Source organism: Streptomyces sp. NPDC058758 (genome assembly GCF_042746075.1).
Taxonomy (GTDB): domain Bacteria; phylum Actinomycetota; class Actinomycetes; order Streptomycetales; family Streptomycetaceae; genus Streptomyces.
On record NZ_JBHYPS010000034.1, the window covers coordinates 36,884 to 58,929 of the forward strand.

At 73.3% G+C, this 22,046-nt stretch carries 20 protein-coding genes; 15 read left to right on the forward strand and 5 right to left on the reverse strand.

Annotation, left to right across the window (positions count from 1 at the left end; translation table 11 throughout):
• The first annotated feature begins 20 nt into the window (after nt 1-20).
• Complete coding sequence (locus tag ACFW6A_RS30260; RefSeq protein ID WP_386644361.1) at nt 21-695, forward strand: response regulator; 675 nt, start codon at nt 21-23, stop codon at nt 693-695.
• Between the two features lie 17 nt (nt 696-712).
• Here the strand turns inward: ACFW6A_RS30260 and ACFW6A_RS30265 are convergent, their stop codons facing one another.
• Nucleotides 713-1,813: a DUF5937 family protein gene (locus ACFW6A_RS30265; RefSeq protein ID WP_351851678.1), complete on the reverse strand. Its 1,101-nt coding sequence runs from the start codon at nt 1,811-1,813 to the stop codon at nt 713-715.
• A gap of 92 nt (nt 1,814-1,905) precedes the next feature.
• On the opposite strand from ACFW6A_RS30265, the gene ACFW6A_RS30270 reads away from it, so the two are divergent.
• The gene (locus ACFW6A_RS30270; RefSeq protein ID WP_351851676.1) at nt 1,906-2,145 is read left to right on the forward strand and encodes a hypothetical protein; all 240 of its coding nucleotides are present in this window, start codon (nt 1,906-1,908) and stop codon (nt 2,143-2,145) included.
• Between the two features lie 325 nt (nt 2,146-2,470).
• On the opposite strand, the gene ACFW6A_RS30275 is transcribed toward ACFW6A_RS30270, so the two are convergent.
• The gene (locus tag ACFW6A_RS30275) at nt 2,471-3,694 is read right to left on the reverse strand and encodes a threonine aldolase family protein (protein WP_386644365.1); all 1,224 of its coding nucleotides are present in this window, start codon (nt 3,692-3,694) and stop codon (nt 2,471-2,473) included.
• A gap of 137 nt (nt 3,695-3,831) precedes the next feature.
• Between ACFW6A_RS30275 and ACFW6A_RS30280 the strand changes: the two genes are divergently transcribed.
• The 10 genes from ACFW6A_RS30280 to ACFW6A_RS30325 all read left to right on the forward strand — a co-directional run bounded on the left by ACFW6A_RS30280 (nt 3,832) and on the right by ACFW6A_RS30325 (nt 11,996).
• Nucleotides 3,832-4,809, forward strand: a complete 978-nt coding sequence (locus ACFW6A_RS30280; protein WP_351851671.1) for a DUF2520 domain-containing protein — start codon at nt 3,832-3,834, stop codon at nt 4,807-4,809.
• Nucleotides 4,806-5,876, forward strand: coding sequence for a pantoate--beta-alanine ligase (gene panC / locus ACFW6A_RS30285; RefSeq protein WP_351851669.1), 1,071 nt, complete (start codon nt 4,806-4,808; stop codon nt 5,874-5,876). The genes ACFW6A_RS30280 and panC overlap by 4 nt, the downstream gene beginning before the upstream one ends.
• Nucleotides 5,873-7,564 carry an L-aspartate oxidase gene (locus ACFW6A_RS30290; RefSeq protein WP_351851667.1) on the forward strand — a complete coding sequence of 564 codons (1,692 nt, stop codon included), beginning with the start codon at nt 5,873-5,875 and terminating at the stop codon, nt 7,562-7,564. The genes panC and ACFW6A_RS30290 overlap by 4 nt, the downstream gene beginning before the upstream one ends.
• Nucleotides 7,561-8,574, forward strand: a complete 1,014-nt coding sequence (gene nadC, locus ACFW6A_RS30295; RefSeq protein WP_351851664.1) for a carboxylating nicotinate-nucleotide diphosphorylase — start codon at nt 7,561-7,563, stop codon at nt 8,572-8,574. Before ACFW6A_RS30290 ends, nadC begins: the two co-directional genes overlap by 4 nt.
• Nucleotides 8,574-9,380, forward strand: a complete 807-nt coding sequence (locus ACFW6A_RS30300; RefSeq protein WP_351851661.1) for a type III pantothenate kinase — start codon at nt 8,574-8,576, stop codon at nt 9,378-9,380. Before nadC ends, ACFW6A_RS30300 begins: the two co-directional genes overlap by 1 nt.
• A 296-nt stretch (nt 9,381-9,676) precedes the next feature.
• On the forward strand, nt 9,677-10,252 hold the full coding sequence (locus ACFW6A_RS30305) for a hypothetical protein (RefSeq protein ID WP_351851692.1): 576 nt from the start codon (nt 9,677-9,679) through the stop codon (nt 10,250-10,252).
• 14 nt (nt 10,253-10,266) lie between these two features.
• A complete protein-coding gene (locus ACFW6A_RS30310; RefSeq protein ID WP_351851658.1) occupies nt 10,267-10,449 on the forward strand; it encodes a hypothetical protein in 183 nt (60 codons plus the stop codon).
• A 119-nt stretch (nt 10,450-10,568) separates the two neighbouring features.
• Nucleotides 10,569-10,982: a BlaI/MecI/CopY family transcriptional regulator gene (locus ACFW6A_RS30315; protein ID WP_351851655.1), complete on the forward strand. Its 414-nt coding sequence runs from the start codon at nt 10,569-10,571 to the stop codon at nt 10,980-10,982.
• 15 nt (nt 10,983-10,997) lie between these two features.
• A complete protein-coding gene (locus tag ACFW6A_RS30320; RefSeq protein WP_150229043.1) occupies nt 10,998-11,507 on the forward strand; it encodes an amino-acid N-acetyltransferase in 510 nt (169 codons plus the stop codon).
• Between the two features lie 153 nt (nt 11,508-11,660).
• A complete protein-coding gene (locus ACFW6A_RS30325) occupies nt 11,661-11,996 on the forward strand; it encodes an Lsr2 family protein (protein WP_200429334.1) in 336 nt (111 codons plus the stop codon).
• On the opposite strand, the gene ACFW6A_RS30330 is transcribed toward ACFW6A_RS30325, so the two are convergent.
• The gene (locus ACFW6A_RS30330; protein WP_351851652.1) at nt 11,975-12,571 is read right to left on the reverse strand and encodes an SCO3374 family protein; all 597 of its coding nucleotides are present in this window, start codon (nt 12,569-12,571) and stop codon (nt 11,975-11,977) included. The two genes, ACFW6A_RS30325 and ACFW6A_RS30330, sit on opposite strands and share 22 nt — an antisense overlap.
• Before the next feature lie 472 nt (nt 12,572-13,043).
• On the opposite strand from ACFW6A_RS30330, the gene ACFW6A_RS30335 reads away from it, so the two are divergent.
• On the forward strand, nt 13,044-15,563 hold the full coding sequence (locus ACFW6A_RS30335) for an ATP-dependent Clp protease ATP-binding subunit (protein ID WP_351851650.1): 2,520 nt from the start codon (nt 13,044-13,046) through the stop codon (nt 15,561-15,563).
• A gap of 70 nt (nt 15,564-15,633) precedes the next feature.
• On the opposite strand, the gene ACFW6A_RS30340 is transcribed toward ACFW6A_RS30335, so the two are convergent.
• Nucleotides 15,634-18,564, reverse strand: a complete 2,931-nt coding sequence (locus tag ACFW6A_RS30340; RefSeq protein WP_386644370.1) for an NACHT domain-containing protein — start codon at nt 18,562-18,564, stop codon at nt 15,634-15,636.
• Between the two features lie 476 nt (nt 18,565-19,040).
• Here ACFW6A_RS30340 and ACFW6A_RS30345 point away from each other — a divergent pair, with 476 nt between their 5' ends.
• Nucleotides 19,041-19,757 carry a M23 family metallopeptidase gene (locus tag ACFW6A_RS30345; protein WP_351851644.1) on the forward strand — a complete coding sequence of 239 codons (717 nt, stop codon included), beginning with the start codon at nt 19,041-19,043 and terminating at the stop codon, nt 19,755-19,757.
• Between the two features lie 14 nt (nt 19,758-19,771).
• Here ACFW6A_RS30345 and ACFW6A_RS30350 read toward each other — a convergent pair whose 3' ends face one another.
• On the reverse strand, nt 19,772-20,329 hold the full coding sequence (locus ACFW6A_RS30350; RefSeq protein ID WP_351851642.1) for a helix-turn-helix domain-containing protein: 558 nt from the start codon (nt 20,327-20,329) through the stop codon (nt 19,772-19,774).
• Between the two features lie 106 nt (nt 20,330-20,435).
• Here ACFW6A_RS30350 and ACFW6A_RS30355 point away from each other — a divergent pair, with 106 nt between their 5' ends.
• Entirely contained in the window at nt 20,436-22,013 is a 1,578-nt protein-coding gene (locus tag ACFW6A_RS30355) for an MDR family MFS transporter (RefSeq protein WP_351851639.1), read from the forward strand.
• Nucleotides 22,014-22,046 lie beyond the last annotated feature (33 nt).

Genomic DNA, 22,046 nt, shown 5'->3' on the forward strand with positions numbered 1-22,046 from the left:
CCACCCACCGAAGGAACCCCATGTCCATCCGCGTGATGCTCGTCGACGACCAGGTGCTCCTGCGCACCGGTTTCCGCATGGTGCTCGCCGCCCAGCCGGACATGGAGGTCGTGGCCGAGGCGGGCGACGGGGCGGAGGCCCTGGAGGTGCTGCGCGGCACCGCCGTCGACGTGGTCCTCATGGACGTCCGGATGCCGCGCCTCGACGGGGTGGAGGCCACCCGCCGGATCTGCGCGGCGCCCGACGCCCCGAAGGTGCTCATCCTGACCACCTTCGACCTCGACGAGTACGCCTTCTCCGGTCTGAAGGCGGGCGCGAGCGGCTTCATGCTGAAGGACGTGCCGCCGGCCGAGCTGCTGGGCGCGATCCGCTCGGTGCACAGCGGAGACGCCGTGGTCGCCCCCTCGACCACCCGCCGCCTCCTCGACCGCTTCTCCCCGATGCTCCCGTCCTCCGGGCGGGAGCCCGAGCACCGCGAGGTGGAGAAGCTGACCGAGCGCGAGCGCGAGGTGATGCTCCTGGTCGCCCAGGGCCTCTCCAACGGCGAGATCGCCGCCCGCCTCGTCCTGTCGGAGGCGACGGTCAAGACCCACGTGGGCCGCATCCTCACCAAGCTCGGCCTGCGCGACCGCGTCCAGGTCGTCGTCCTCGCGTACGAGACGGGCCTGGTCCGCGCGGGCGGCGCCAAGGGCTGAGCCCCCGCCCCGGCCGCTCAGCGCAGCACCGACTCCAGGAAGTCGCTGCCCAGGCGGGCGGCGACGGAGAAGTCGAGCTGGTGCAGGACGTAGCGGCCCCGGCGGCGGGTGGTGAGCAGACCGGCCCGGCGCAGCACGGCCAGGTGCCGGGAGACCTCGGGGGCGGTGATGCCGTGCGTGTCGGCCAGCTCGCTCGTCGAGTACGGGCCGCGCGCCAGGCTCCGGCACATCCGCATCCGCACCGGGTGGGCGAGCGCCTCCAGCCGGAGCCGCACGGTCTCGACGGACTCCAGGCCGCCGACCTCCCGGCTCGCCGCCGGGTACATGATGACCGGCTGCCAGCCGGGCGAGTACAGGGCCATCAGGTGCGGCCGGCCGAAGGCGCTCGGCAGCAGGGTCACCGCCCCGGCCCGGGCGTCCGTCCGGGCCTCCATCAGCTTGTCGACCACGATCCGGGAGCCCTCGCCGTCCTCCTCCAGCCGCATCGCCGGCGAGGCGTCCGCGAGCGCGTCGGCCAGCCCCTTGCGGCGCATCAGCTCCGTCTTGTGGCGGGCGTCGGCGGCGAGCTGCACCCGGACCCGCCGCCAGGTGTCGGCGAAGAAGGCCGCGTCGCAGTCCTCCAGGAGGCGCCGGAGCCACGCGCGCGTGGCGGTGGGCGCGCTGATCATCCGCTCCGCGAACGCCGCCTGGAGCGGGCCGCGCGCGGCGGCCAGGTCCAGGGCCCGCCGCGCGGACCGCTCGTCGACCAGCGGCGACGGGATGCCGCCCCGGGCGTAGGCGGGGCTGCAGGAGATCTCCAGGGCGGCGCCGACGAAGGTCTCGTCGTCGATGCGGTCGAGGTCGTCGAGCTCCTCGGCCAGGGTCTCGCGGGGCCGCGCGGGCAGCAGGAAGTCGGAGCGGGCCGACCGCCACATGAAGTCGGCTTCCAGGAGCCGGTCGGCGAGGCCGGGGTCGAGCGCGGTGGCCGTCGCCGTCGCCCACGCGTGCTGGCCGGGGTGGTGGCCCGGCTCGGCCAGGACGTGGAGGGCGTTGCCGAGTTCGGCCAGCGGCGAGGGGCTGAAGACGATCCGCTCGGGCGGCACTCCGGTGATGTCGATGGTCACGCTCACGCCCCCCATGGTGGGGGATGCCCCCGGGAGGCCGTCGCTCCGATTGACGAGGGCCGTCAATCGGAGGGCGGGGCGGACCGGGCCGGGCCCAGGGTGAGCCCATGGACGCGCTGCAGCAGCACCTCTTCGACAGCTACCGGGCGGCCCGGCGGGGCGAGCCCGCGCCGCCCGCCCCCGGCACCCACGACGCGGCCGTGCTGCGGGAGGTGCGCGACCGCCGCCGCTTCGAGCGGGTGGTGGCCGGCCGCCCCGCCACCGGCCGCCTCCGCGCGGCCCTGACCCGCCTGGCGGCGCGCCTCGGCGCCCGCCGGACGCCGGGGAGCCCGGCGCGGCCGTCCTGACGGGGGCGGGACCGCCCGAAGAGCGCGGGCCGGCCCCGCTCCTCCCGGCCCCCCGGCCTGCTTCTCCCGGCCCCCGGCCCCCGGCCCGCTCCCCCGGCCCCGGGGCCCCTCGGCCGCCGATGCGGGCCGGAAAGCCCTGCCCCGTGCCGCCGGGAAGGGCCCTCGGTGGTCGGGGCGCGTGGAGAAGGCACGCCCCCGGCCGCCTGGGAGGGGGGTGCTCCGGCCCCGGCCGCCTGGGGAGGCGGTCGTGCCCCGGCCCCGGGGCGCCTCTCCGGCCGTCGACGCGTGCCGGGGAGGCTCCCGTCCCGTGCCGCCGGGACGCGCCTCAGCCGTCGACGAGCGCCAGGAAGTCCCGTACGGCCGTCCGGACGTCCTCGGCGGTCCACTCCAGGCCCGCCGCCGTCACCGTCACCTCGGTGACGGCGACGCCCGGCGGGCCGCCGGCGCCCGGGGCGGACCAGCGGCGGAAGAGACAGGTCCCGGTCCGCTCCGTCAGGGCCAGGCTCGCCGCCGTGAGGACGTCCGGCTCGTACGGGAGCCACACCTGGAACTGGTGGGTGTGCGGCACCTCCGGGTTCACCCGGAACCAGCCCGGGCCGTCCTTCCCGGCGAGCGCCTCGCGCAGCGCCCCCGCGACCACGCGCGCGTGGGCCACGTACGACGGCAGCCGGGGCAGTTCGGCGTCCAGGCCGCGCAGGGCGGCGAGCGCGACCGGGTACTGCTGGAAGAGCAGGCCGCCGTAGCGGTGCAGCCAGATCCGCGCCTCCGCCACCAGCTCCTCCGGCCCGGCGAGCGCGGCCCCGGAGATCCCGTCGAGGGACTTGTAGAAGGAGACGTACACGCTGTCGGCGAGCCCGGCGATCTCGGCGAGCGGCCGGCCGAAGTGCGTCGGGCACTCCCACAGCCGGGCGCCGTCGAAGTGGACCGCCGCCTCCCGCTCCCGGGCGGCCCCGACGGTCGCCGTCAGCTCCTCCCAGGTCGGCAGCACGAAGCCCGCGTCCCGCAGCGGCAGCTCCAGCATCAGCGTCCCGAAGGGCTCCGGGTGGTCCCGGACCTCCTCCGCCGAGGGCAGCCGGGGCGCTCCCGTCGGGTGGACCGTCCGCAGCCCCGACACGGTCCCGAGGGCGCCGTCCTCGTGGACCTCGGGGTGGGCGAGCGGGTGGAGGGCGACGACCGGGCTGCCGGTGCGGCCCGCCCAGCACCGCAGCGCCACCTGCTGGGCCATGGTGCCGGTGGGGAAGAAGACGGCGGCCGGCATGCCCAGCTCCGCGGCGATCCGCTCCTCCAGGACCTCCACCAGGCCGTCGCCGTAGACGTCCGGGGAGGCGTCCGCGAAGCCCGCGCCCTCCGTCCAGTCGGCGAGCGCGCGCAGCCGGGCGCCGACCGTGCCCTCCACGGACGGGCGCCACAGCGACCGGGCGGCACCGCCCCAGACCTGGGCCCGGTGGCGCCGCGCCGCGCCCTCGTCGACCGCTTCGTCCGGCGTCTCGCCGGGCTCTTCGCCGGTCACCTCGCCGGGTGCCCCCGGTGGCAGTTCATCCGCATCCATGGGCTGATCATCACACCGTCCCCCGCGCCTCCGCCCGCGACTTTCGGGCGGCCGGGGGAGGGACGAAACGCTGGCGTAGCATGACGAGAAATCGTCCGGTACCCGCCGAGGACTGGAACGGAAGGCCCGTACCCACCGTGAACGCACCCGCAGCGCCAGAGCCCAGGGCCGAGGACCGGCCCGCCCGGCTCACCGTCGGAGTCGTCGGCGCAGGCCGCGTCGGCCCCGCCCTCGCCGCCTCCCTCCGGCTCGCCGGACACCGCCCCGTCGCCGTCTCCGCGGTCTCCGACGCCTCCCGGCGCCGGGCCGCCGCACTGCTGCCGGACGTCCCGGTGGTGGAGCCCGCCCGGGTGCTCGCCCTCGCCGACCTCGTCCTGCTCACCGTCCCGGACGACGCCCTGCCGGGCCTCGTCGAAGGACTCGCCGGCACCGGCGCCGTCCGGCCCGGCCAGCTGATCGTCCACACCTCGGGGCGGTACGGCGCCCGGGTCCTGGACCCGGCCCGCCGCGCGGGCGCGCTCCCGCTGGCCCTGCACCCGGCGATGACCTTCACCGGCACCGCCGTCGACGTGCAGCGGCTGGCCGGCTGCTCCTTCGGGGTGACCGCGCCCGAGGAGCTGCGGCTCGCCGCCGAGGCGCTGGTCATCGAGATGGGCGGGGAGCCCGAGTGGATCGCCGAGGAGGCCAGGCCGCTCTACCACGCGGCCCTCGCCCTCGGCGCGAACCACCTGGTCACCCTGGTGGCCCAGTCGATGGAGCTGCTCCGCACGGCCGGCGTCGCCGCCCCCGACCGGATGCTCGGCCCCCTCCTGGGCGCCGCGCTCGACAACGCGCTGCGCTCCGGCGACGCGGCCCTGACCGGCCCCGTCGCGCGCGGCGACGCGGGCACGGTCGCCGCCCACGTGGCCGAACTCCGCAAGCACGCGCCCGGCACCGTCGCCGGCTACCTGGCCATGGCCAGGACGACCGCCGACCGGGCGCTCGCCCACGGGCTGCTCAAGCCGGAGCTGGCCCAGGACCTGCTGGGCGTCCTCGCCGCCGACCCCGCGGCCGGCACGACCGGACCCGCCGACACGACCGGCCCCGCCGACGGGCCGCGAGGAGACGACCGATGAGCCCGACCCCCCGGAAGAGCCCGCGGCGCCACGCGCCGGCGGAGCTGGTGCCCACGGTCGAGGACCTGGCGTACGCGCGGGCCCACTTCGGCGGCGAGCCGGGGCACAACGCCGTCGTCATGACCATGGGCGCCCTCCACGAGGGCCACGCCACCCTGATCCGGGCCGCCCGCGAGCGGGTCGGCGCCGACGGCTTCGTCGTCGTGACCGTCTTCGTCAACCCGCTCCAGTTCGGCGCCGGCGAGGACCTGGACCGCTACCCGCGCACGCTGGACGCCGACCTGGAACTGGCCTTCGCGAACGGTGCGAGCGCCGTCTTCGCGCCCTCCGCCGACGAGGTCTACCCCGGCGGCCGGCCGGAGGTCCGGATCACAGCCGGGCCCATGGGCGACCGCCTGGAGGGCGCCTCCCGGCCCGGGCACTTCGACGGCGTCCTCACCGTCGTCGCCAAGCTGCTCCACCTCACCCAGCCCGACCTGGCCTTCTTCGGCGAGAAGGACGCCCAGCAGCTGGCCGTCATCCGCCGCATGGCGCGGGACCTGAACTTCCCGGTCGAGATCGTCGGCGTCCCCACGGTCCGCGAGGCCGACGGCCTCGCCCTGTCGAGCCGCAACCGCTACCTGTCCGCCGCCGAGCGGGACACCGCCCTCGCCCTGTCCCGGGCCCTGTTCGCCGCCCGCGAGCGGCTCGCCGCGCAGGAGGCGCTGCACGCCCGCGCCGTCTCCCTGCCCGGGGCCCAGGGGCGGTCCGGGAACCGGGCCGAGGCGCTCTCCCGGCTGGGCGAGGCCCGCGCCGCCGCCGACGCCCACGCGGTCGCGCAGGCCGCCGAGGGCGGCGGGGCCGAGGCCGTGCGGGCGGCCGCCCGTGCGGTCCTGGACGAGGCCGCGAAGGCCGAGCCGCCGCTGGTCCTGGACTACCTGGCCCTGGTCGACCCGGCCGACTTCACCGAGGTCGAGGACGCCCACCGCGGCGAGGCGATCCTCGCGCTCGCCGCGCGCGTGGGCACCACCCGGCTGATCGACAACATCCCGCTGACCTTCGGAGCGACCCAGGGAGCCGCCTCGTGACCGGAATACGGCTGCACGCCCCCGCGCCCGGCTGGGCCATCGACGCCGACGTGGTCGTGGTCGGCTCCGGCGTCGCCGGACTGACCGCCGCCCTGCGCTGCACCGCCGCCGGGCTCCGCACCGTCGTCGTCACCAAGGCCAGCCTGGACGAGGGCTCCACCCGCTGGGCCCAGGGCGGCATCGCCGCCGCGCTCGGCGAGGGCGACACCCCCGGCCAGCACCTCGACGACACCCTCGTCGCCGGCGCCGGCCTCTGCGACGAGCCGGCCGTCCGCCTCCTCGTCACCGAGGGCCCCGACGCCGTCCGCCGGCTCATGGCCACCGGCGCCGACTTCGACCGCACCGAGGACGGCGAGATCGCCCTCACCCGCGAGGGCGGCCACCACCGCCGCCGGATCGCCCACGCGGGCGGCGACGCCACCGGCGCGGAGATCTCCCGGGCCCTCGTCGAGGCGATCCGCGAGCGGGGGGTGCGCACCGTCGAGAACGCGCTCGTCCTCGACCTCCTCAAGGACGAGCGGGGCCGCACGGCCGGCGTCACCCTGCACGTCATGGGCGAGGGCCAGCACGACGGCGTCGGCGCCGTCCGCGCCCCCGCCGTGGTCCTCGCCACCGGCGGCATGGGCCAGGTCTTCTCGGCCACCACCAACCCGTCCGTCTCCACCGGAGACGGCGTCGCCCTCGCCCTGCGGGCCGGCGCCGAGGTCTCCGACCTGGAGTTCGTGCAGTTCCACCCCACCGTGCTCTTCCTCGGCGCCGGCGCCGAGGGCCAGCAGCCGCTGGTCTCCGAGGCGGTCCGCGGCGAGGGCGCCCACCTGGTGGACGCGGACGGCGTCCGCTTCATGCTCGGGCAGCACGAGCTGGCCGAGCTGGCGCCCCGGGACATCGTCGCCAAGGCGATCACCCGCCGCATGCAGGAGCAGGGCGCCGCGCACATGTACCTGGACGCCCGGCACTTCGGCGCCGAGATGTGGGAGCACCGCTTCCCGACGATCCTGGCCGCCTGCCGGGCGCACGGCATCGACCCGGTCACCGACCCCATCCCGGTCGCCCCGGCCGCGCACTACGCCTCCGGCGGCGTCCGCACCGACCTGCGCGGCCGCACCACCGTCCCCGGCCTGTACGCCTGCGGCGAGGTCGCCTGCACCGGCGTGCACGGCGCCAACCGGCTCGCCTCGAACTCGCTCCTGGAGGGCCTGGTCTTCGCGGAGCGGATCGCCGCCGACATCGTGGAGCACGGCCCGCACCGCGAGGGAGCCCGCCAGGAGGCCGCCGAGCCGAAGGTGCTGACCCTGCTCGCGCCCGAGGTCCGCCGGGAGATCCAGCGGATCATGACCCGGGACGCGGGCGTGCTGCGCTCGGCCGCGAGCCTGACGGCCGCCGCCGACGCCCTCGAAGCGCTCCGGCAGGACGCCGAGGAGGAGCACAAGGCGGCCGAGCCGGGCGTCGAGTCCTGGGAGACCACCAACCTGCTGTGCGTGGCCCGGGTCCTGGCCGCGGCCGCCCTGGCCCGCGAGGAGACCCGCGGCTGCCACTGGCGCGAGGACCGCCCGGACCGGGACGACGAGCGGTGGCGCCGCCACCTGGTCGTCCGCCTCACGCCCGACCGCCGCCCGGTGGTGCGCACCACCGAGACCGCGGACTTTCCGCCCGTAACCCCCGAAGCCCCCAGGGAGCCGCAGCCGTGAGCACGCCCGAGGAAGCCCGTCCCGAGCCCGTGGACGTCCCTCTCATCCAGATCAGCTCGTACGAGGAGTCCGGCGGCTGCGGCGACGGCTGCGGCTGCGGCGACGCCGAGGAGTACGAGTGCGGGCTCGACCCCGCGCTCGCCCAGCTGCTCGCCGACGCCGGGCTCGACCCCGTCCAGGTCGAGGACATCGCCCACCTGGCGATCGCCGAGGACCTCGACGGCGGCGTGGACGTGACGACCGTGGCGACCGTCCCCGAGGACGCCGTCGCGACCGCCGACTTCGTGGCCCGGGAGGCCGGTGTGGTCTCCGGTCTGCGGGTGGCGGAGGCGGTCCTGTCGATCGTCTGCACCGAGGAGTTCGAGGTCGAGCGGCACCGCGAGGACGGCGAGCGCGTCGAGCCCGGCGACCTGCTGCTCAGCGTCACCGCCCGCACCCGCGACCTGCTCACCGGCGAGCGCAGCGCGCTGAACATCCTGTGCCGCCTCTCCGGCATCGCCACCGCCACGCGCGCGTGGGCGGACGCCCTGGAGGGCACGAAGGCCAAGGTCCGCGACACCCGCAAGACGACGCCGGGCCTGCGCGCCCTGGAGAAGTACGCGGTCCGCTGCGGCGGCGGCGTCAACCACCGGATGTCGCTGGCGGACGCGGCCCTGGTGAAGGACAACCACGTGGTGGCCGCCGGTGGCGTCGCCGAGGCCTTCAAGGCCGTCCGGGAGGCCTTCCCCGAGGTGCCGATCGAGGTCGAGGTCGACACCATGCACCAGGTCCGCGAGGTCCTGGACGCGGGCGCCGACCTGATCCTGCTGGACAACTTCACCCCGGACGAGACCGAGGAGGCGGTGGCCCTGGTCGCCGGCCGCGCCGTCCTGGAGTCCTCCGGCCGGCTGACGCTGGAGAACGCGGCGGCGTACGCGGCGACCGGCGTGGACTACCTCGCGGTCGGCGGCCTCACGCACTCCTCCCCGATCCTCGACGTCGGCCTGGACCTGCGCGAGGTGCGCGGCTGATGCTGCTCACCATCGACGTCGGCAACACGCACACGGTCCTCGGGCTCTTCGACGGCGAGGAGATCGTCGAGCACTGGCGGATCTCCACGGATCCCAGCAGGACCGCCGACGAGATGGCGGTCCTGCTCCAGGGCCTGATGGGCATGCACCCGCTGCTCGGCGCCGAGCTGAGCGACGGCATCGAGGGGATCGCGATCTGCGCGACGGTCCCCTCGGTGCTGCACGAGCTGCGCGAGGTGACCCGCCGCTACTACGGGGACGTGCCGGCGGTCCTCGTGGAGCCCGGCGTGAAGACGGGCGTGCCGATCCTCACCGACAACCCGAAGGAGGTCGGCGCGGACCGCATCATCAACGCGGTCGCGGCGGTCGAGCTCTTCGGCGGCCCGGCGATCGTGGTCGACTTCGGCACGGCGACCACGTACGACGCGGTCACCGCGCGCGGGGAGTACGCGGGCGGGGCGATCGCCCCGGGCATCGAGATCTCGGTGGAGGCGCTCGGCGTGAAGGGCGCGATGCTCCGCAAGATCGAGCTGGTCCGGCCGCGCGGGGTGATCGGGAAGAACACGGTCGAGGCGATGCAGTCCGGCATCGTCTTCGGCTACGCGGGCCAGGTCGACGGGGTCGTCGCCCGGATGAAGCGCGAGCTGGTGGGCCCGAAGGGCGACCCCTCGGCCGTCACGGTGATCGCCACCGGAGGCCTGGCGCCGATGGTCCTGCGGGACTCCGCCGAGATCGACCGCCACGAGCCCTGGCTGACCCTGATCGGCCTCCGCCTGGTCTACGAACGGAACGTCTCCCGCATGTGACCGCGCGCCCGGGCCCCCGGCGGTCGCCCGGCCCCCCGGGCGCCCGCCCGCCCGGGCCCCGCAAGCGTCCTGCCCGCGTGCGGACCCTGCGGGTGGTCCGTCCGTGTGCGGGCCCCGCGCAGCCCCGGGGTGCCGGGCGGGTGGTGGTCGTCGCGGCGGGGGGTCGGGCGCGGGGGTGGGAACGTGCAGGTGGGAGGGGGTTCGAGGGGCGACGCGCCGGATGATCGCTAAGCGAAATTTGTCCGATTAGCGCGTATCGTCGGCCCATGCCCACGCCCTACGGATCCCGCGGCGGCATGGCGTTCAGCGCGGACGAGCTGCGTGTGCTCCGACGCGCCCTCGCCAACGCCCTCCATCCCGCCCCCCTCCCGGACACGTACGTCCGCGACGCCCTCCGCCTGGCCGAATCCGTGGACGAGGCCGTGCACGAGGCGGGCCGGCTGCGCGCCTTCCTCCTCGCCGACCTGGTCCGCTACCGCGAGACCCTGCCCGGCTCGCTCCCCGGCTACCTGGGCCTCCTGGAGGACGCCCTGGCCGACGGGTACGACCCCGGGGCCGACGACCTCGCCGCCCTGCGCGCCCTGCGCGGCAACCCCGCCGCCGCCCGGCTGCTCGACCGCTGCCAGGTCCTCGCCGAGCACTCGGTGCGGACCCGCCTCGCGCGGGTCTGCCAGGCCACCGGCGCCGCCCCGGCCGCCGCCTCCCGGGCCCGGCTGCTCGCCCTGCCCGGCGGCCGCGCGGCGGAGGAGCCCCGGCCCAGGCCGCCGGCCCCCGCCCCGTCCGAACGGCCGGTGCCCAAGCCCTCCGAGGTCTTCCCGCCACGCCGCCGCCCGGTTCCCCCGCCCCCGCCCGAGGAACGGGCCGCGGGCTAGCTACCCTGGTCGGCATGGACTACGTATCCGCGCTTTTGCCCCCCGTCGTGATGGCTGCGTTCTTCATCGCCCTCATCGTCGTGATCGTCAAGACCCAGGGCGGCCCGAACAAGGCCAAGGAGGACGCGGTGGTCGACGCCGCGCTCGCCCGCGCGGAGGCCACCCGTCAGGCGGACGGGCAGGGCTCCGGCTCGTAGGAACTCCGAGACCCCGAGGGGCGCGCGACCGTCCGAGGTCGGCGCCCCTTTTGTCGTGTTCTGGCGTGCTCATCCGGTCAATAGGCGTTATTGCCCGTATCTCCCACTAGGGTGAGCCTGTGCCCCGTCCCTTGGGAGAACTCGAAGACGCCGTCATGACGCGCATCTGGCAATGGAACCGCCCGGTGACCGTCCGGGAAGTCCTGGAAGACCTCCAGCAGGAACGCTCCATCGCCTACACCACCGTCATGACCGTCCTGGACAATCTCCATCAGAAGGGCTGGGTGCGCCGGGAAGTCGAGGGCCGCGCCTATCGATATACCGCGGTCTCCACCCGCGCCGCCTACTCGGCCGCACTGATGAACGACGCCTGGGCGCAGAGCGACAACCCCGCGGCGGCCCTGGTCGCCTTCTTCGGGATGATGTCCCCGGAACAGCGCGAGTCCCTGAACGACGCCATCCGGATCGTCCAGCGGGACAACCCGCTTCCCCCCGCGCCGGAGGAGGGCGGCGGGGAACCGGCGGCTTCCTAGCGGTACCGTCCCCCCATGTCGAAAGCCGTCACCGTACGCCGTGCCCGCACCTCCGACGTCGCCGCCGTGCGACGCCTGGTCGATCCCTACGCGCGCCGCGGCATCCTCCTCGACAAGGCGACGGTGACGTTTTACGAGGCCATCCAGGAGTTCTGGGTCGCGGAACGCGACGAGGACGCCGAGGTCGTCGGAGTCGGCGCCCTGCACGTCATGTGGGAAGACCTCGCGGAAGTCCGCACGCTCGCCGTCGATCCCGAGTTCAAGGGCGCCGGCGTGGGGCATCAGCTGCTCACCAAGTTGTTGCAGACCGCGCGCTGGCTCGGTGTGCGCCGGGTTTTCTGCCTCACCTTCGAAGTCGAGTTCTTCGCGAAGCACGGCTTCGTCGAGATCGGCGAGACCCCGGTCGACGGAGATGTCTACGCCGAGCTCCTGCGTTCCTATGACGAGGGCGTCGCCGAGTTCCTCGGTCTCGAACGAGTGAAGCCGAACACCTTGGGCAACAGCCGGATGCTTCTGCACCTCTGACCGTAACCCCGGAGGAACCCCGGCGGAACCCTATGTCCGAATCGCGCACGTTTCCCGCGTTCCCGGGGATCTGAACCTCTCCCAGGGGTTTGTGTTTTTCCGGGAAAAGCGGTTTCCTTTCCGCGTACTGCATTTTCGATGAAAGGAAATCCGGTGGCACAGAAGGTTCAGGTCCTTCTTGTCGACGACCTCGACGGCGTCGAGGCGGACGAGACCGTGACGTTCGCGCTGGACGGCAAGACCTACGAGATCGACCTCACCACCGCCAACGCGGAGAAGCTCCGTGGCCTGCTCGAGCCGTACACCACGAGCGGGCGCCGCACCGGCGGCCGCACCACCGCGGGCCGCGGAAAGGGCCGCGTGGCCGCCTCCGGCAGCCCCGACACGGCGAAGATCCGCGCCTGGGCCAAGGAGAACGGCATGGAGGTCAACGACCGCGGCCGCGTCCCCGCCCACGTCAAGGCGGCCTACGAGGACGCGAACCGCTGAGGCGCCCCCCGCTGGGCCGCGGGCCGGCCGGCCCGGGCGTCCAGCAGCCGCAGCCGGTGGCACTCCACCGCGGCCGCGGCGACCAGGCGCGTCAGACACGGGGCCTCCGCACGGCCCCACGGCCCGGACCGCGGAGCCGGCAGCGAGGACTCCACCTCGCGCCCCGGCTCGGGGGCCCGCAGCCACACGTCGGCGCCCGGCGCGCCGGATCCGCCCCGCCCCGGAGGCGGGGGAGCGGTCATCCGGCCGTCGGCGCCCAGCGCCACGAGATCCAGTGAGATCCCGCCCCACTCCAGCCACTCCAGCAGGCCGGGAAGCTCCTCCGCGCTCCCCGCGGCCACCAGGAGCCGCATCCGGCGCCCCCTCAGGGCCACCGGCCCGGTCGCCGCACCGACCCGGCGCAGCACCCCCCGGCCGGCCGCCGCGGGAAGCTCCAGCACGTCGAAGCGGAGCCCCGTCACCAGCTGCACCGGCGGGCCCGGCACCGTCGCCCAGCCGAGCTCCCGCTCGTACCAGAGCGAGAGCGCCCGGTCGCCGTCGAGCGGCGAGCGGGGAAGCGGGACGGTGAGGGCCATGCCCGGGGAACTTCCCGGGGGCCGGGTTGGTTACGGCCCCGGCGCGACCGGTGACGTAACGTTCCGGTCCGGGGACCCGAGGTGTCCGGTAATGGGGCGTACGAGCGCATTCGACGGTGCAACTCTGTTCGCTGGTAGCGGAGGGAACCCGGGTGCGCCGCATGGAGTGTCGGACCCTACGGGTAAGACATTCCTAGTGGAGAGGGGTGACCCGCCCGGCCGGTCCGTCTCACGTTCGCCATCGGCGTACTCAAGGCGGGGGTAACTACTTGGCCTGCGGGAACATCGTCTCGCACCATCGAGTTGGAGCATTTGTCGGCTGTTCGGCAGCGGAGCACCCCACGGACATGGGGGTGATCCGGACGGATGTCGGCAGTTGGAATGAGCGGTCCCCGCTTGCGGGACTAAGCTGCGGAAGGACAGGGAGGGGATCGACCCCTAACTGACTGACCGCTCTGAGGAGCGATTAACGATGTTCGAGAGGTTCACCGACCGCGCGCGGCGGGTTGTCGTCCTGGCTCAGGAAGAAGCCCGGATGCTCAACCACAACTACATCGGCACCGAGCACATCCTTCTGGGCCTTATCCACGAGGGTGAGGGTGTCGCCGCTAAGGCCCTGGAGAGCCTCGGGATTTCGCTCGAGGCGGTCCGCCAGCAGGTGGAGGAGATCATCGGCCAGGGCCAGCAGGCCCCGTCCGGTCACATCCCCTTCACCCCTCGTGCCAAGAAGGTCCTGGAGCTGTCGCTCCGCGAGGCCCTCCAGCTCGGCCACAACTACATCGGCACCGAGCACATCCTGCTCGGCCTGATCCGCGAGGGCGAGGGCGTCGCCGCCCAGGTCCTCGTGAAGCTGGGCGCCGATCTCAACCGGGTGCGGCAGCAGGTCATCCAGCTGCTCTCCGGTTACCAGGGCAAGGAAGCCGCCACCGCCGGCGGCCCTGCCGAGGGCACCCCCTCGACGTCCCTGGTCCTCGACCAGTTCGGCCGCAACCTCACCCAGGCGGCCCGCGAGTCCAAGCTCGACCCGGTCATCGGGCGCGAGAAGGAGATCGAGCGGGTCATGCAGGTGCTGTCCCGCCGCACCAAGAACAACCCGGTCCTCATCGGCGAGCCCGGCGTCGGCAAGACCGCCGTCGTCGAGGGCCTGGCGCAGGCCATCGTCAAGGGCGAGGTGCCCGAGACCCTCAAGGACAAGCACCTCTACACCCTGGACCTCGGCGCGCTGGTCGCCGGCTCCCGCTACCGCGGTGACTTCGAGGAGCGCCTGAAGAAGGTCCTCAAGGAGATCCGCACCCGCGGCGACATCATCCTGTTCATCGACGAGCTCCACACCCTCGTGGGTGCGGGCGCCGCCGAGGGCGCGATCGACGCCGCCAGCATCCTCAAGCCGATGCTGGCCCGCGGTGAGCTCCAGACCATCGGTGCCACCACCCTCGACGAGTACCGCAAGTACCTGGAGAAGGACGCCGCGCTGGAGCGCCGCTTCCAGCCCATCCAGGTCGCCGAGCCGTCGCTGCCGCACACCATCGAGATCCTCAAGGGCCTGCGCGACCGGTACGAGGCGCACCACCGCGTCTCCATCACCGACGAGGCCCTCGTCCAGGCCGCGACGCTGGCCGACCGGTACATCTCGGACCGCTTCCTCCCGGACAAGGCAATCGACCTGATCGACGAGGCCGGCTCCCGGATGCGCATCCGCCGGATGACCGCGCCGCCGGACCTCCGCGAGTTCGACGAGAAGATCGCCGGCGTCCGCCGCGACAAGGAGTCCGCGATCGACTCGCAGGACTTCGAGAAGGCCGCGTCCCTGCGCGACAAGGAGAAGCAGCTCCTCGCCGCCAAGGCCAAGCGGGAGAAGGAGTGGAAGGCCGGCGACATGGACGTCGTCGCCGAGGTCGACGGCGAGCTGATCGCCGAGGTCCTCGCGACCGCCACCGGCATCCCGGTCTTCAAGCTGACCGAGGAGGAGTCCTCGCGTCTGCTCCGCATGGAGGACGAGCTCCACAAGCGCGTCATCGGCCAGAAGGACGCCGTCATCGGCCTCTCGCGGGCGATCCGCCGCACGCGTGCCGGTCTGAAGGACCCCAAGCGGCCCGGTGGCTCGTTCATCTTCGCCGGTCCGTCCGGTGTCGGTAAGACCGAGCTCTCGAAGGCCCTCGCCGAATTCCTCTTCGGCGACGAGGACGCGATGATCTCCCTCGACATGTCGGAGTTCAGCGAGAAGCACACGGTTTCCCGCCTCTTCGGTTCGCCGCCCGGATACGTCGGCTACGAAGAGGGCGGCCAGCTCACCGAGAAGGTGCGCCGCAAGCCGTTCTCCGTCGTCCTCTTCGACGAGGTCGAGAAGGCCCACCCCGATATCTTCAATTCCCTGCTCCAGATCCTGGAGGACGGTCGCCTGACCGACTCCCAGGGCCGGGTCGTGGACTTCAAGAACACGGTCATCATCATGACGACCAACCTCGGGACCAGGGACATCTCGAAGGGCTTCAACCTGGGCTTCGCGGCCCAGGGCGACACGAAGTCCAACTACGAGCGGATGAAGTCGAAGGTCAGCGAGGAGCTGAAGCAGCACTTCCGCCCCGAGTTCCTCAACCGCGTCGACGACATCATCGTCTTCCCGCAGCTGACCCAGGACGACATCCTCCAGATCGTCGACCTGATGATCGGCCGCGTGGACGAGCGCCTCAAGGACCGGGACATGGGCATCGAGCTCTCCCAGTCCGCGAAGGAGCTGCTCGCCAAGAAGGGCTACGACCCGGTCATGGGCGCCCGGCCGCTGCGCCGGACGATCCAGCGCGAGGTCGAGGACTCGCTCTCCGAGAAGATCCTCTTCGGCGAGCTGCGCCCCGGCCACATCGTGGTCGTGGACACCGAGGGCGAGGGTGACGAGCAGAAGTTCACCTTCCGCGGCGAGGAGAAGGCGGCCCTCCCGGACGCCCCGCCGGTCACGGCGGGCGACACGGGCCCGAACCTCTCCAAGGACGCGTGACGCACGCGCCGAGCGTGTAGCGGTACGAAGGGGCGGCCCCGGAACCTGACGGTTCCGGGGCCGCCCCTTCTCAGCGTTCCGCGACCTCGACGCCCCGCGGAAGGTGCTCGGCACCCGACAGCGGCACGTGGAGGGCGACGACCTTCCGCAGACCGGGGAAGATCCGGCCCAGGGGGGACCCGGCGGGGACCGCGCTGAGGTGGAGGGTCGTCACCGAGGGCAGGACGAGCCCGTCCGGGCAGGTGGCGAGGGTGTCCGGCTCCACCACCAGCGACTCCAGGCGGGGCAGGGCCGTCAGCGCCTGCCAGTACTCCTCGCACCGGGGGGCCGGCCGCCACACCGACAGGTGGCGCAGGTCCGGATAGCGGCCGAGGCCGTCGAGGCCGTCGGCGGGCAGGGAGCTGAAGTACAGCTCGCGCAGCGGCGCCGGGGGCAGGTCGGACAGCTTCCACGGCAGGCCGTCGGGCAGGAGCAGGGAGAGCGCTGCGAGGCTCCCCTGCCGGCTCAGGGCGGCGGGGAAGGAGTGCCCGGCGCCCCGGGTGACGACCAGCGTCGTGAGGTCGCCGCCGTCCAGCAGTTCCGCCAGGCGGTCGTCCCCCACGTCCTCGCCGATCTCCAGGCGACGCGGAGCGATCCCGAGCCGGAGCAGCTCGTCCGCCTGCTCGTCGTCGAAGACGAGGTACCTCAGGTCCGCCGGATCCAGCCGGGCGATGACCTCCTCCGCGTACGGGCGGGTCTCGAAGCGCTTCCAGCCCCAGACGAGCTGGGCCCGGACGTCCAGGGACGGGTGGCCGGCGAAGCGCGCCAGGAAGGAGATCGCCGCGTCGCCCGGGACGTGGGTTCCGGCGATCACCACCATCTCCGCCGTCACGTCGTCCACTTCCTCCGGGCCGGGCAGCAGGTCGAGGACCATGCGGCCGACCGCTGCCAGCTCCCGGGCCTCGTCCGGTGTGCGGGGCGGGACGATCTTCTCCGTGCGCCGCAGGATCTCCTCCCGCACCTCGGGGGATACCTCCGTCGCGTGCCCGAGAGCCGTGGCCGCCAGCAGGACCAGACGCAGGCGCGTGCGGCGGGAGGCGGCCGCGTCCGCCGCGCCCAGCAGCTCGCGCAGGATCTCCGCCGCCTCGCGGGGTCTCGCGTGGCCCACCGCCATGCGGATGACGTCCTCCCAGCTGTCGTCCGTCGCGTGCCGGACGAGGACGCCGATGTCCCAGTGGTCGACCAGGGCCTTCGCGGCCAGGTGGTCCTGGAAGGTGCGGTGGACGAAGTCGACGGTGTCGGCGCTGGGCTCGCGCAGCAGGCCGCTGCGGTGGAGGAGGTGGGTGAAGACCCGGTCCGGGGCGTGGTCCGTGAGGCCCATCGCCGGGAGGGCCTCCGTGACCAGGGCCTGCGCGTGGGCGCGGTCCATGACGAGGCGGTCGTTGAGCGTCAGCCAGTACGCGAGGCGCTGGACCAGCTGGATCTGGGGGGCCTCGTCCAGGTCGACGCCGTAGGGCGCGCCCATGCCGCGTTCGCGGTCGCGGCGGGCGAGGAGCAGGGCGAGGGCCGCGTCGTAGAGGGGCTTGCGGCCCCGGGGGAGGTAGCCGCGGCGGTCGTGGTGGAGGGCGCAGATCAGGCCGCACATGAGGGGGTTCGTCGCGAGCCGGGCCACGTGTTCCGTGGTGCGCAGGGAGTCGAGGAGCTGCTGTGCGTACGGGGCGGCGGCCGGGCCGGCCGCGCGGTGCCAGCGGCGGACGAAGGTGGCGACCTCGGCGGGGGACATGGGGGAGAGGGTCAGTTCGGTGAAGCCGTCGGGGGCCAGCCAGTCGTCGCGTACGGCGGTGGGGCGGGAGGTGACGAGCCAGCGGTTGCCGGTCCCGTACGCGGCGAGCAGCCCGCGCAGCCAGTCGCGGGCCCGGCCGCGCTCGGCCTGGGGGATCTCGTCGATGCCGTCGACGAGGACGAGGCCCCGGCCGGCGGCGAGGACCCGGTCGGCCCAGCCGTCGGGCGGGGTCAGCGGACAGTCGGCGGCGGAGAGGAACCGTTCCGCGTAGGGGAGCCGCTCGCCGTGGCGGGTGAGGGTGCGCAGCGGGAGGACGAAGGGGACGCGGCCGTGGAGGTGGTCCATGCCGTCTGCCGGGGGCGTGCCGCACGCGGAGACCGTCAGCCACTGGACGAGGGTCGTCTTGCCGGAGCCGGCGAGGCCCCTGAGGAGGACCCGGTCGTGGGCCGCGAGGGCGAGGTCGGCGCGGAGGGAGGCGTACTCCTGGCGGCTGTGGACGGCGGGGTCGGGCCCGCGGTCGGGGGCCCCGCCGGTCGCCTCCAGGGAGAGGTAGGCCACGTCGAGCGGCCACTCCTCCGCCGCGTCCCGCAGGTCGATGCCGTGGATCGTGAGGTGGCCGTGCTTCTTGGCGAGGTGCGCCAGGTAGCGCCGCTCGAAGGCCGCGTCCTCGGCGAGGGGGCCGGGGTTCGCGGTGGCCACCGCGTCGAGCTTCGCGGCGAGCGCCGCCTGGCCGCGGGTCTGTTCGACCAGGGTGCGGGCGACGAAGGAGGGGCGGCGGGTGAAGAACTCCAGGATGTGGCGGCAGGCCCAGGCGGTGGCCGTCTCCAGGTAGAGGACGGCGTCCGCGGTGAGGCCGTCGGGGGCGGGCGCGGCGGCGCGCAGCCGCCGGGCGAGGGCCTCGTGGCCGAGGTGGACGGCCTGGACGTCGTCCATGTCGAGGTCGCCGAGGGCCAGCAGGTTCGCGGCGAGCGCGTCGGTGACGGCCTCGGTCTCGTCGGCGGGGAACGGCGCCTCGCCGGGGCCCTCGCAGGTGCGGGCCACCAGGGTCGCGGCCAGTTTCCTGACGTCCTTCTCGGTGAGGGTGCGCTTCTCGCCGCGGAAGGAGAGGAGGGAGGCGAGCCGGACGGGGCGGTCCGCGCCGGTGAGTCCCGCCCCTGAGCCGTCGCCGGCCAGCAGTTTCCTCAGCAGCGGGCCGATCGCGGCCGACGCGAGCCGGGTGCCGATGAGTGCCGGTTCCATGTGTGTCCCCCCGTAGGTCCCCGGATGCCGTCAGCGTAGTGCGGGAGGGTCTCCGGGAGGCTCCGGTTGCGTGACCCAGGTCCCAATGGCAGGGCCCGCGCGGTGACAAGCGGCACAGGGGTTTCGAGGGGTACTAGGCGGGATCGTAGGGCGGACGAGGGGCAAACCGGGACGTTCAGGTGTCAACTACCAGGACCTGGGTCCCGAGGCGCTCGAATCGGGCGTCGCGCCGCCTTTCGGGCCTTTCCCGGCACCGGCGACATGCGGCTAAACCTGGAATCTTGGGTTGTTATGTCCGATTTCGCGAAGGTGCCCCAGGGGTGTCAAGGGTCGTATTCCTGGGGAGATCGCTACGACCTCGTGTCGTAGATGGGGTGTTTTGGGATGACCTGGGTGGCGGGTTACCAAGGAACGGCCAGCCCGGCGCAACGCACCGATCGCGTCGGGTCCCGTTCTGTCCGGAGGTCTTCCCCCGTATGTCGAAGCGCGTCATGAACCCCGCCGTCCGCACCGCCGCCGCCGTCCTCGCCACCGCGGGTCTGGGAGCGACGCTGGTGGCCGGAGCCGGGTCCGCCTTCGCCGCCGAGAGCAAGGCCGCACCGGTCGCCGGCACCGCGGCCGCCGCCGTCGCGGCGCAGGCCGAGGCCCAGGCCAAGGTCGCTCAGGCGAAGGTCGCCCAGGTCAAGGCCGCGAAGGCCAAGGCCGCCAAGGCCGCCCAGGTGAAGGCCGCGGCCAAGAAGGCCGCCGCCAAGCCCGTCGCCGCCAAGAAGGCCAAGGGCTGGGTCAAGCCGGTCACCTCGTACGCCCTCAGCGCCAGCTTCAACCAGGGCGGCGCCATGTGGGCCCACAAGCACTCCGGCCAGGACTTCGCCGTCCCGGTCGGCACCACGGTCAAGGCCGCCGGCGCCGGCACCGTCGTGAAGGCCGGCCCGAACGGCGGTGGCGACGGCCCCGCCTACGGCAACGCCATCGTCGTGAAGCACGCCAACGGCACGTACTCGCAGTACGCCCACCTGTCGAAGATCAAGGTCCACATCGGCCAGAAGGTCGCCGCCGGCCAGAAGATCGCCCTCTCGGGCAACACCGGCAACTCCTCCGGCCCGCACCTGCACTTCGAGATCCGCACGACCCCGAACTACGGCTCGGCCATCAACCCGGCCGCGTTCCTGCGGACCCACGGCGTCTCCATCTGACGCCGACCCCCGCGTCAGGCCCGGTGGGCCTGCTCGATCAGATCGAGGGCGACCTCGAGGACGGCTTCCCGCTTCTCCTCGGAGTCGCCCTCGTCGGCGTTCTGCATGAAGAACGTGCCCGCGTGCAGGGTGAAGATCGAGCTCATGGCGCGGACCCGGTCCTTCATCGGGGCCTCGGGCTCCTGGACGTACTCGTAGAGCGCGAGCAGCCGCTCCTTGAAGGTGAGGCCGATGCTGAGTTCGCGCACGGTCGCCTGGTTCTCGTGCATGAAGCGGAAGAGCGGAGCCGCGGCGAGCAGGCAGAGCTGGTAGCGGCGCAGGATCTCCTGCTTGGTCTCCAGGGTGCGCGGCTGCTCGGAGGCCCAGTCGAGGAGCTCGTCCATCGGGCGGGTCAGATCCTCGAAGATCCCGATGATGATGTCTTCCTTGGTCTTGAAGTGGTAGTAGAGCGCCGCCTTGGTGACGTCGAGGCGTTCCGCGATCTCCCGCAGCGAGGTCTTCTCGTACCCCTGCTCGGCGAAGAGTTCGAGAGCCACGTCCTGGATGCGCTGGCGGGTGTTGCCTCGGACCATGGCTGTTCACTCCCACTTTCCACAAAACTTACTTGACGACCGGCAAGTGACGCGCCTACCGTCCCCCAGTGTAGTAACTAGCCGGGCGGCAAGTAAGGGGACGGCCATGACGGACACCGCGCCATCGAAGCGGACGGAGGAGGGGGAGAAGGCGCCGCGCAGCGTGCGCGTCGTCCTGCTCGCCCTCATGATCGCGATGCTCCTCGCGATGCTGGACAACATGATCATCGGCACCGCGATGCCGACCATCGTCGGCGAGCTCGGCGGCCTGGAGCACCTCTCCTGGGTCGTCACCGCCTACACCCTGGCCACCGCCGCCTCCACCCCCATCTGGGGCAAGCTCGGCGACATGTACGGCCGCAAGGGCGTCTTCCTCACCTCGATCGTGATCTTCCTGATCGGCTCGGCCCTCAGCGGCATGGCCCAGGACATGGGCCAGCTCATCGGCTTCCGCACGGTCCAGGGCCTCGGCGCCGGCGGCCTCATGGTCGGCGTCATGGCGATCATCGGCGACCTGATCCCGCCCCGGGAGCGGGGCAAGTACCAGGGCATGATGGCCGGCGTGATGGCCCTGGCCATGATCGGCGGCCCGCTGGTCGGCGGCACCATCACCGACCACTGGGGCTGGCGCTGGTCCTTCTACATCAACCTGCCGCTGGGCGCCGTCGCGCTCGCCATGGTCACCACCGTCCTGCACCTGCCGAAGAAGACGCGGGCGGCCGGCACCCGGATCGACTTCCTCGGCGCCGCGCTGCTGACCGTCGGCATCACCGCGATCGTCCTGGTCACCACCTGGGGCGGCACGGAGTACGCCTGGGGCTCGGCCACCATCGTCGGCCTCACCGTCGGCGGCCTGATCGCCCTCGCCGCCTTCCTGTACGTGGAGACCCGCGCGAGCGACCCGATCATGCCGCTGCACATCTTCCGCAGCCGCAACTTCACCCTGATGTCGCTGATCGGCTTCATCACCGGCTTCGTCATGTTCGGCGCGGTGCTCTACCTGCCGATCTTCCAGCAGTCCGTCCAGGGCGCCTCGGCCACCAACTCCGGCCTGCTGCTCCTGCCGATGCTGCTGTCGATGATGGTCGTCTCGCTGGTCGTGGGCCGCTTCACCACCAGCACCGGCAAGTACAAGGTCTTCCCCATCGCGGGCGGCGCCCTGATGATCGCCGGCCTGTTCCTGCTCTCCACGATGGACACCGGCACGAGCCGTCTGGTCTCCGGCGTGTACATGGCGCTGCTCGGCGCCGGCATGGGCTTCCTGATGCAGATCACCATGCTCGTCGCGCAGAACAGCGTCGAGATGAAGGACATGGGCGTGGCCTCCAGCTCCACGACCCTCTTCCGTACCCTCGGCTCCTCCTTCGGCGTCGCCATCATGGGCGCCCTCTTCACGAGCCGGGTCCAGGACGAGATGGCCGCCCGCGGCGGCTCCGCCCTCACCGAGCGGACCGCCCAGCTCGACGCCGCGAGCCTGGCCAAGCTGCCGGAGGCGCTGCGCGAGGCCTACCAGCACGCGGTCGCCGCCGGCACCCACTCCGCCTTCCTCGTCGGCTCGGCGGTCGCGGTCCTCGGCTTCGTCCTCGCCTTCTTCGTCAAGGAGGTGGCGCTGCGCGGCGCCGGCCCCGCGGCGGCGGAGAAGCCGGCGGACGAGGACACGGCGAAGGTCGCCGAGACCGTCTAGAACGAGACCGCCCAGAACGAGACCGTCCAGAAG

Coding starts and splice junctions, on each gene's coding strand:
- ACFW6A_RS30260 (WP_386644361.1), top strand. CDS start 21: ATGTCCATCCGCGTGATGCTCGTCGACGACCAGGTGCTCCTGCGCACC.
- ACFW6A_RS30265 (WP_351851678.1), bottom strand. CDS start 1,813: ATGGGGGGCGTGAGCGTGACCATCGACATCACCGGAGTGCCGCCCGAG.
- ACFW6A_RS30270 (WP_351851676.1), top strand. CDS start 1,906: ATGGACGCGCTGCAGCAGCACCTCTTCGACAGCTACCGGGCGGCCCGG.
- ACFW6A_RS30275 (WP_386644365.1), bottom strand. CDS start 3,694: ATGGATGCGGATGAACTGCCACCGGGGGCACCCGGCGAGGTGACCGGC.
- panC (WP_351851669.1), top strand. CDS start 4,806: ATGAGCCCGACCCCCCGGAAGAGCCCGCGGCGCCACGCGCCGGCGGAG.
- ACFW6A_RS30300 (WP_351851661.1), top strand. CDS start 8,574: ATGCTGCTCACCATCGACGTCGGCAACACGCACACGGTCCTCGGGCTC.
- ACFW6A_RS30305 (WP_351851692.1), top strand. CDS start 9,677: ATGGCGTTCAGCGCGGACGAGCTGCGTGTGCTCCGACGCGCCCTCGCC.
- ACFW6A_RS30310 (WP_351851658.1), top strand. CDS start 10,267: ATGGACTACGTATCCGCGCTTTTGCCCCCCGTCGTGATGGCTGCGTTC.
- ACFW6A_RS30320 (WP_150229043.1), top strand. CDS start 10,998: ATGTCGAAAGCCGTCACCGTACGCCGTGCCCGCACCTCCGACGTCGCC.
- ACFW6A_RS30330 (WP_351851652.1), bottom strand. CDS start 12,571: ATGGCCCTCACCGTCCCGCTTCCCCGCTCGCCGCTCGACGGCGACCGG.
- ACFW6A_RS30335 (WP_351851650.1), top strand. CDS start 13,044: ATGTTCGAGAGGTTCACCGACCGCGCGCGGCGGGTTGTCGTCCTGGCT.
- ACFW6A_RS30340 (WP_386644370.1), bottom strand. CDS start 18,564: ATGGAACCGGCACTCATCGGCACCCGGCTCGCGTCGGCCGCGATCGGC.
- ACFW6A_RS30345 (WP_351851644.1), top strand. CDS start 19,041: ATGTCGAAGCGCGTCATGAACCCCGCCGTCCGCACCGCCGCCGCCGTC.
- ACFW6A_RS30350 (WP_351851642.1), bottom strand. CDS start 20,329: ATGGTCCGAGGCAACACCCGCCAGCGCATCCAGGACGTGGCTCTCGAA.
- ACFW6A_RS30355 (WP_351851639.1), top strand. CDS start 20,436: ATGACGGACACCGCGCCATCGAAGCGGACGGAGGAGGGGGAGAAGGCG.